6 protein-coding genes and 4 tRNA genes are annotated in these 9,133 nt (G+C 37.4%); all 10 read left to right on the top strand.

Annotation, left to right across the window (positions count from 1 at the left end; genetic code table 11):
- The first annotated feature begins 287 nt into the window (after nt 1–287).
- Nucleotides 288–362 (top strand) — tRNA-Gln (locus COD11_RS17215).
- Between the two features lie 3 nt (nt 363–365).
- Nucleotides 366–438 (top strand) — tRNA-Lys (locus COD11_RS17210).
- A 6-nt stretch (nt 439–444) separates the two neighbouring features.
- A tRNA-Gly gene (locus COD11_RS17205) sits at nt 445–519 on the top strand.
- Nucleotides 520–530: 11 nt separating this feature from the next.
- A tRNA-Ala gene (locus COD11_RS17200) sits at nt 531–606 on the top strand.
- A gap of 252 nt (nt 607–858) precedes the next feature.
- On the top strand, nt 859–1,422 hold the full coding sequence (gene sigW / locus COD11_RS17195; protein ID WP_098798136.1) for an RNA polymerase sigma factor SigW: 564 nt from the start codon (nt 859–861) through the stop codon (nt 1,420–1,422).
- 13 nt (nt 1,423–1,435) lie between these two features.
- Complete coding sequence (locus COD11_RS17190) at nt 1,436–2,047, top strand: anti-sigma factor family protein (RefSeq protein WP_098798135.1); 612 nt, start codon at nt 1,436–1,438, stop codon at nt 2,045–2,047.
- Nucleotides 2,048–2,259: 212 nt separating this feature from the next.
- Entirely contained in the window at nt 2,260–3,081 is an 822-nt protein-coding gene (cdaA, locus tag COD11_RS17185) for a diadenylate cyclase CdaA (protein ID WP_098798134.1), read from the top strand.
- On the top strand, nt 3,074–4,321 hold the full coding sequence (locus tag COD11_RS17180) for a CdaR family protein (protein ID WP_098798133.1): 1,248 nt from the start codon (nt 3,074–3,076) through the stop codon (nt 4,319–4,321). The genes cdaA and COD11_RS17180 overlap by 8 nt, the downstream gene beginning before the upstream one ends.
- Nucleotides 4,322–4,349: 28 nt before the next feature.
- Complete coding sequence (glmM, locus tag COD11_RS17175; protein ID WP_098798132.1) at nt 4,350–5,696, top strand: phosphoglucosamine mutase; 1,347 nt, start codon at nt 4,350–4,352, stop codon at nt 5,694–5,696.
- Between the two features lie 481 nt (nt 5,697–6,177).
- The gene (glmS, locus tag COD11_RS17170; RefSeq protein WP_098798131.1) at nt 6,178–7,983 is read left to right on the top strand and encodes a glutamine--fructose-6-phosphate transaminase (isomerizing); all 1,806 of its coding nucleotides are present in this window, start codon (nt 6,178–6,180) and stop codon (nt 7,981–7,983) included.
- Nucleotides 7,984–9,133 lie beyond the last annotated feature (1,150 nt).

Raw genomic sequence — 9,133 nt, 5'->3', positions numbered from 1 at the left:
TCTGCCCCCCTCCACCATTTTATAGATAGACAGCAAAATGGAGACATTTGAAGTTTATCGTAAAAATGTTTCATGGTTTGTGAATAATTTCACTAACGAGTGGAAATAATGAAATTAAAGTAATAAAAACTGAAGTGAAATATTGAACAACAGTATAAAAAGCTATAAACAATACTTAGTTGTCGACGATATTTCGCAATATTTACTGCCAGAAATATTAAAAATATTCTCTTGCGGTGAGGATTCATGAAGAAGTTTCGAAGAAGCTATTCATGAAGGTTAATCATTGGGCTATAGCCAAGCGGTAAGGCATCGCACTTTGACTGCGACATGCGTTGGTTCGAATCCAGCTAGCCCAGCCATTAGAGCCATTAGCTCAGTTGGTAGAGCATCTGACTTTTAATCAGAGGGTCGAAGGTTCGAGTCCTTCATGGCTCATTATTTGCGGAAGTAGTTCAGTGGTAGAACACCACCTTGCCAAGGTGGGGGTCGCGGGTTCGAATCCCGTCTTCCGCTCCATACGGCACCATGGGGCCTTAGCTCAGCTGGGAGAGCGCCTGCTTTGCACGCAGGAGGTCAGCGGTTCGATCCCGCTAGGCTCCACCATAAATTTAATAATTATAACTTTGATACATAAAGCGATAAACACTGTTTATCGCTTTTTTAATGTATTAGAAGCTAATCTAAACAATTTGAAAGAAGAATACTGAAAAAGTATATCTAAATAGCAAAAAAACTAGAAACTTTTCTCCTTTCATTCTCCAAAATTTGTTAAAATAAGGATTGTGAAAAAAAGTGAAACCTTAGTGGTTTTTAATTCGTATAAAAAGAGACCCGCAGAGTGCGGAGGTATGATAAATGGAGACAATAGTAAAAAAACGAATAAAACAGGTGAAAAAAGGTGATCAAAATGCTTTTGCTGAGATTGTCGATTTGTACAAGGATAAAATCTATCAACTTTGTTACAGGATGCTAGGAAATGCGCATGAAGCAGAAGATATTGCACAGGAAGCCTTTATAAGAGCATATGTAAATATTCACACATATGATATGAATAAAAAGTTTTCTACATGGTTATACCGTATTGCAACGAATCTTTCTATAGACCGTATTCGTAAAAAAAAGCCAGATTATTATCTGGATGCTGAGGTTTCCGGAACAGATGGTTTAAATATGTATTCACAGGTAGCTGCCGATGTAACACTACCTGAAGAGGAACTTGAAACATTGGAATTGCAAGAGACCATTCAAAAGGAAATATTAAAGCTTCCGGATAAGTATAGAACTGTAATTGTCTTAAAGTATATAGATGAGCTTTCTCTTATAGAAATAAGCGAAATCCTGAATATACCTGTTGGAACCGTTAAAACTCGTATACATCGAGGTAGAGAGGCTTTAAGAAAACAATTAAGGCACTTATGATGAGGTGATGATAATGAGCTGTTCTTCAGAATATGTTCAACTATTGCATAAATATTTGGATCTTGAATTAACATCAAGTGAGGAAAAAATGGTTAAGGACCATCTTCATACATGTGAGTCTTGTTATCAACATTTTCATGAACTTGAAAAGGCTGTTGCTCTAGTCAAAAGCACATCACATATTGAAGCTCCTCTTAATTTTACAGAAGCTGTTATGAATAATCTTCCACGAGAAAAAAGAACTGTTTCATGGAATCGTTGGTTAAAAAGTCACCCACTATTAACGGCAGCTTCTCTTTTTATTGTTTTGATGACAGGGAGCTTGCTTTCTGCTTGGAATGAAGATCAACATTTTAGTGTATCGAGACAAAGTAATTTAGTTGTTGAAAATAGTAAAGTGATCGTTCCTAAAAATGAAGTTGTTAAAGGTGATGTAATTGTTAAAAATGGAACATTAACGATTGAGGGTACAGTTGACGGAGATGTGACAGTTATAAATGGAGAGCAATACATGGCTTCGGCTGGTCAAGTGACTGGAGAAATTGAGGAAGTTGATGAAATGTTTGAATGGTTATGGTATCACATGAAATCTGTTTCTAAAGAAGTCGTAGAGGTTTTTAACTAGAATGTTGTAATGGTTGGAATATAGGATTCTTCCTGCCACTGCCTATGAGAAATAAATACACATGGTTTAACAAGGATATATAGTAAAGGTCATCCACTTGGTGACCTTTTTACATTACTAATAATGAAGTGATATAATAATAAAGTTACATACACAACAAAAAATAGACAATGTCTATTCATAATTAGAGTGAACTCATGGAGGACGAGTGAATGGGTTATGAGGATTTACCAATATTGCAATACCTCCGTATAGCTGTTGACATTCTCCTTGTATGGTACGTTATCTATAAATTAATAATGGTAGCAAGGGGAACTAAGGCTGTACAGTTGTTAAAAGGAATTACCGTGATTATCGTTGTTCGAATGCTTAGTCATTATTTTGGGCTAAGTACTTTGCAATGGTTAATGGACCAGGCAATAACATGGGGATTTCTAGCTATTATCATAATATTTCAACCAGAGCTTCGTAGAGCCTTGGAACAATTAGGAAGAGGCCGCTTATTTTCTAGAAGTGGTCAGCCGGGTGAAGATGACCCTGAAATAATAGTCGAGTCTATTGTGAAGGCAACAGACTATATGGCAAAACGTCGCATTGGGGCACTTATGTCAATAGAGAAAGAAACTGGGATGAGTGATTACATAGAAACAGGAATTGCCTTAAATTCAAGAATCTCATCTGAGTTATTAATTAATCTCTTTATCCCTAATACACCTCTTCATGATGGTGCTGTTATTATTCAAAAAAATCAAGTAGCTGCGGCAGCATGTTACCTGCCTTTATCAGAAAGTCCATTCATATCCAAGGAATTGGGTACACGACATCGTGCAGCACTTGGAATCAGTGAGGTTACTGATAGTCTTACAATTATAGTTTCAGAAGAAACAGGAAGCGTTTCTGCTGCTAGAAACAGTGAGCTGCATCGAAACTTAAATCAAGATGAATTAAGAGAGATTTTACAAAAAGAATTACATTCTACAACAAAAACCGTTTCCTCAAACCGTTGGCATTGGAGGGGGAAAAAAGATGGATAGGTTGATGAATAACCATTGGGTAATGAGGATAATTGCCTTGTTCCTCGCAATCATGCTGTATGCATCTGTTAACATAGAATCTGGATCTCAAGGAGGAACCCAATCAACAAATCCTTTTAGTTCTTCTCCCTCATTGGATAAGGCAACTGTCACGGATGTGCCAGTCGTTACATACTTTGATCAAGAAAATCTTGTTGTTACAGGGGTACCAGAAACAGTTAATGTAACATTAGAAGGTCCAACGGTTGCATTGACAAAAGCAAGGACAGTTAAAGACTTTGAGATATATGCTGATTTAAATAATTTATCTATAGGTACTCATCGTGTTCAACTTAAAATTAAAAACTTATCCGAGGATTTAGAGGCAAGTATTAATCCTTCTACTATCACAGTTTCAATTGAAGAGAAGGTTACAAAGGATTTCCCAGTTGAGGTTGATTTTACTAATGAAGATAAATTAGAGGAAGGTTACACACCTGATCAGCCAATTGTAAATCCAAACAGTATTCGCGTTACGGCATCAAAAGAGGTTATTGACCGTATTGAAACAGTTCAGGCAACAGTGAATTTAGAAACTGCCAAGGAAACGATTAACCAGGAATCTAGAATTACGATTTATGATAGCGATGGAAACATTCTTCCAGTGGAAGTAGAACCATCTGTTGTAGATGTGACAGTACCAATTAAAAGCCCAAGTAAAACTCTCCCTTTTAAGATAAGCAGGGAAGGAGAGCTTGAAAAGGGTTTAAGTATCTTAAGTATAGAACCTAATCCGAAAGAAATTACTGTATACGGACCACTTGATGTTCTTGAAAAATATGAATTTCTAGATGGTATAAAAGTAGATCTTTCAGAGATCCAAAAGGATACAACTATAGAAGTTGATGTCCCGGTACCGGAGGGCATCACGAAAGTTAGTCCAGAAAAAATTAAGATCGAAATAGATGTGGAAGAGCAACAAGAAAAGGTGTTTTCCAGTCAAAAAATACAGGAAGTAGGGCTTTCTGAAGGAAAGGTCTTCGACTATATTGATCCTGATTCAGGAGCGATGGACCTTACCGTTTACGGTGCTACGAGTGTGATTAATGAGATAAAATCAGATGATATTGAATTATATATAAACCTGTCAGATTTAGCGGATGGTGAACATGAGGTGGAAGTTCAAGTTAATGGTCCTCAAAATCTTACTTGGTCATTGCAAAAAGAAAAGGTAAAAGTGAGAATTTCTTCAGCCTCTTAAGGCAGATTTGTATAAAGGAGCGAAACCAATGGGAAAGTATTTTGGTACAGATGGAGTACGAGGAGTTGCAAATAGTGAATTAACACCTGAATTAGCCTTTAAAATCGGTCGATTTGGTGGATATGTTCTAACAAAGGATAAAGAAAGACCAAAGGTTATTATCGGCAGAGATACTCGTATCTCAGGTCATATGTTAGAAGGGGCTCTTGTAGCAGGACTACTGTCAATAGGAGCCGAGGTGATGCGTTTAGGTGTAATCTCAACACCAGGTGTAGCTTTCTTAACAAAGGCTCTTGGTGCTGAAGCAGGGGTCATGATTTCAGCATCACATAATCCTGTTGAAGACAACGGAATTAAATACTTCGGTCCAGACGGTTTTAAACTTTCTGATGAACAAGAGCTTGAGATTGAAAGACTAATGGATGAAGAAGAAGATACATTACCGAGACCTGTTGGTAAGAATTTAGGACAAGTAAATGATTATTTTGAAGGTGGACAAAAATATTTACAATTCCTAAAACAAACAGTTGACGAAGACTTTACTGGTATACATGTAGCATTAGATTGTGCACATGGAGCTACATCATCTCTTGCTACACATTTATTTGCAGATCTTGATGCTGATGTTTCTACAATGGGAACATCACCTAATGGGCTAAACATTAATGACGGAGTAGGATCGACACATCCAGAAGCTTTAGCAGCTTTCTTAAAGGAGAAGAATGCTGATATTGGTTTAGCATTTGATGGAGATGGTGATCGTCTCATTGCTGTTGATGAGAACGGTGATATTGTTGATGGTGATCAGATTATGTACATTTGTGCAAAATTCTTAAATAGTGAAGGCCGATTAAAAAAGAACACGGTTGTTTCAACAGTTATGAGTAACTTAGGTTTTTACAAAGGGTTAGAAGAGCATGCTATTAATAGCATTCCGACCGCTGTTGGAGACCGTTATGTTGTAGAAGAAATGAAAAGAAATGATTATAACCTGGGTGGAGAGCAATCAGGACATATTATCTTCCTTGACTATAACACAACGGGTGACGGACTTCTTACGGGATTACAATTAGTTAATATTATGAAGTTAACAGGTAAAAAATTATCTGAACTTGCAAATGAAATGACAAAGTACCCACAGTTGTTGATAAATGTAAAAGTAACGGATAAATATAGAGTAACTGAAAATGAAAAGGTAAGTGAAATCATTTCTGCTGTTGAAGAAGAAATGAACGGAAACGGCCGTATATTAGTACGTCCTTCTGGAACAGAACCACTTGTCCGTGTTATGGCTGAAGCTCCAACAGAAGAGCAATGTCGTGACTATGTTAATCGAATTGTTGCTGTAGTAAAAGAAGAAATGGGTATGGAATAAAAGACGGGGAAACCCGTCTTTTTATTTAATTTTTATCGAAACTTGAAGACAAGTTTATGTTAACGTTTATAGGTTATTGAACATATACTTAATATATAACAGCTCAAAAGAGTTGTTATCGATTGGAAAAATAATTGACGATTGTTTTTAACTTGTGTATTATTAATTTTGTTAAAAATACTCATACTAGAAAGGAGTACATTTTATTTAATAGTAAAGTTTTACTCAAAGCGCCTGAACTAAGTGGTCGATAAAACTTAGTTGACGAGGATGGAGGTTATCGAAAATATCGGCGGATGCCTCCCGGTTGTTCTTGGTTACAGCCGTAAGCTATTCCTTAAAACAAAAAGGTAACTTTTTGAACAAAGGGAATGGTATAGCCTTCCAATAAAAAAAGACATGTGTGAGGGGACAGTGATGTCTCCGTTTGTTTAAAAAAGACTTCCTGTCCCTGGTAGCACGCTATGGGAGGAAATGAATTATGTGCGGAATCGTTGGTTATATTGGCAAACAGGACTCTAAAGAAATTTTATTAAAAGGCTTAGAAAAATTAGAATACCGTGGATATGATTCAGCAGGTATTGCTGCTATGAATCAAGATGGTGTTCATATTTTTAAGGAAAAGGGTCGTATTGCTAAGCTACGTGAAATCGTTGATGAAAAAGTTGAAGCTACTACTGGGATTGGTCATACTAGATGGGCAACACATGGTGTTCCAAGTCAAGTAAATGCACATCCACATCAAAGTACTTCATCAAGATTTACACTTGTTCATAACGGTGTTATTGAGAATTACTCAATCATAAAGCGTGAACATTTAACTGGTGTTGATTTTAAAAGTGACACAGACACAGAAATTATTGTTCAAGTGATTGAGAAATTTGTTCATGAAGGATTAGAGGTTGAAGAAGCGTTCCGTCAAACGTTATCAATCTTAAAAGGCTCATATGCAATTGCGTTATTAGATGAGCAAAATCCGGATATGATCTATGTAGCTAAAAATAAAAGTCCACTACTTGTTGGTTTAGGAGACGGCAGTTTTAATGTTGTTGCTTCAGATGCAATGGCAATGCTGCAAGTAACAGATCAATACGTAGAAATTATGGATAAAGAAATGGTGTTCGTTGAACGCGAAACAGTTACGATTAAAGATTTAAAAGGTAACGTAATTGAACGTGCTCCTTACAAAGCAGAGCTTGATGCAAGCGATATTGAAAAGGGCACATATCCTCACTACATGTTAAAAGAAATTGATGAGCAGCCTTTAGTAACGAGAAAAATCATTGCTAAATACCGTAATGAAAATGGTGGGCTAACGGTTGATGAAGATATCGTAAATGCAGTTAATGCAGCAGATCGAATTTATATTATTGCAGCAGGAACAAGTTACCACGCTGGATTAATTGGTAAGCAATTCATCGAAAATTGGGCTAAGATTCCAGTAGAAGTGCATATTGCAAGTGAGTTTTCTTATAATATGCCATTATTATCAGCAAATCCATTATTTATCTTTATCTCACAAAGTGGTGAAACTGCAGATAGCCGCTCAGTGCTGGTACAAATTAAAGAACTAGGTCATAAGGCGTTAACGGTAACGAATGTGCCTGGATCTACTTTATCTCGTGAAGCGGATTATACGATGTTATTACATGCAGGTCCTGAAATTGCTGTTGCTTCTACAAAGGCTTATACAGCACAATTAGCTGTTCTTTCCATTCTTGCAGCAGTTGCAGCTGAAGGAAAAGGCCGCTCATTGGAATTTGATTTAACAAAAGAACTTGGTATTGTAGCAAATGCAATGGAAGTACTTTGTGATCAAAAAGAAGAAATGGAAGAAATTGCAAAGGAATATTTTGCAACAACTCGAAATGCTTTCTTTATCGGACGCTCTGTAGACTATTATGTTGGCTTAGAAGGCGCATTAAAGCTGAAAGAAATCTCTTACATTCAAGCAGAAGGTTTTGCTGGTGGAGAATTAAAGCATGGTACAATTGCTCTTATTGAGAATGGTACACCAATTATTGCATTATCAACTCAAGAACATGTCAACCTAAGTATTCGTGGGAATGTAAAGGAAGTTGTGGCACGTGGTGCAAATCCATGTATCATTTCTATGAAAGGCTTAGAAGAAGAAGACGATCGCTTCGTTCTTCCACTTGTTCATGAACAGCTTGCACCTCTAGTATCAGTAGTACCACTACAACTGATCTCTTACTATGCAGCATTACACCGTGGCTGTGACGTTGATAAGCCACGTAACCTTGCTAAAAGTGTTACAGTTGAGTAATTTTAAATAGACAAAAAGAAAACCCTGTTGAATCAGAATAAAGTTTGCAGAATGAGAAAAAAGTCTGCTTAAGAAGAAAAAAGTTTGCACAAAGTCTCGTGGGTGTATCCATAGTATGGGTATAATCACGGGGCTTTTTTATGTGTAAATGTGGTGGTACTGAGGTTTCCCGTGAGAATCAAGGTTCCCCTTACGGGTCGGGTAATTCTTGCATAAGTACGGCATAAGGGATGTTCCTGTATCTTTCTGAATGAGGTGCACTAGGACCAATCCAATAAAGGAAAGCCCGCATCCAGTAACGTGTAACACGCTTCAAGTAGGAGCACGCACCCAAAAGAAAATAAATATATATATAAATAATTAAGCATAGACCACGTGGTGAGTAGGGGGGCTGGTGTTGAATCAGAATATAGTATGCACAAAGTCTTGTGGGTGTATCCAGAGTATGGATATATTCACAGGGCTTTTTTATGTGTAAATGTGGTAATACTGAGGTTTCCCGTGAGGATCAAGGTTCCCCTTACGGGTCGGGTAATCCTTGCATAAGTACGGCATAAGGGTGATCCTGTATCTCTCTGAATGGGTGCATAGAACCAATCCAATAAAGGAAAGCCTGCATCCAGTAACGTGTAGCAGGCTTCAGGTAGGAGCACACGCCCAAAAGAAAATAAATAATTAAATAAATAATTAATTAAGCATAGGTCACGTGGTGAGTAGGGGTGTTGAATCAGAATAAAGTTTGCAGAATGAGAAAAAAGTCTGCTTAAGAAGAAAAAAGTTTGCACAAAGTCTCGTGGGTGTATCCAAAGTATGGGTATATTCACGGGGCTTTTTTATGTGTAACTGTGGTAGTACTGAAGTTTTCCGTGAGGATAAAGGTTCCTCTTGCGTGGTGGGTAATTCTTGCAAAAGTGCAGCACAAGGGAAATTCCTGCTCTCCGATTAAGGATCACTTGAACCACCTAATAAGGGGGTAGCCCACGTCCAGCAACGTGTTAACATGCCCCAAGTAGGTTCCTCGCCCATAAAAAAATAAATATAATTAGGCATAGGTCAATTGGTAAGTATGGGGAATGGCGGTGGTACAGGGGAAACCGTAAGGTATAGTAGTGTGCTTCATCTATCAAGGAAAGCCCACGTCCAGCAACGT

The organism is Bacillus sp. AFS040349, from assembly GCF_002577655.1.
Taxonomy (GTDB): domain Bacteria; phylum Bacillota; class Bacilli; order Bacillales; family Bacillaceae; genus Metabacillus.
Note: the sequence above shows the minus strand (reverse complement) of the source record. Positions and strands in the feature narration are given on the sequence as shown.

Bases quoted from the DNA above. Each gene is read 5' to 3' on its own strand.
- glmM (WP_098798132.1), top strand. From the start codon at position 4,350: ATGGGAAAGTATTTTGGTACAGATGGAGTACGAGGAGTTGCAAATAGT.
- COD11_RS17190 (WP_098798135.1), top strand. From the start codon at position 1,436: ATGAGCTGTTCTTCAGAATATGTTCAACTATTGCATAAATATTTGGAT.
- COD11_RS17180 (WP_098798133.1), top strand. From the start codon at position 3,074: ATGGATAGGTTGATGAATAACCATTGGGTAATGAGGATAATTGCCTTG.
- cdaA (WP_098798134.1), top strand. From the start codon at position 2,260: ATGGGTTATGAGGATTTACCAATATTGCAATACCTCCGTATAGCTGTT.
- glmS (WP_098798131.1), top strand. From the start codon at position 6,178: ATGTGCGGAATCGTTGGTTATATTGGCAAACAGGACTCTAAAGAAATT.
- sigW (WP_098798136.1), top strand. From the start codon at position 859: ATGGAGACAATAGTAAAAAAACGAATAAAACAGGTGAAAAAAGGTGAT.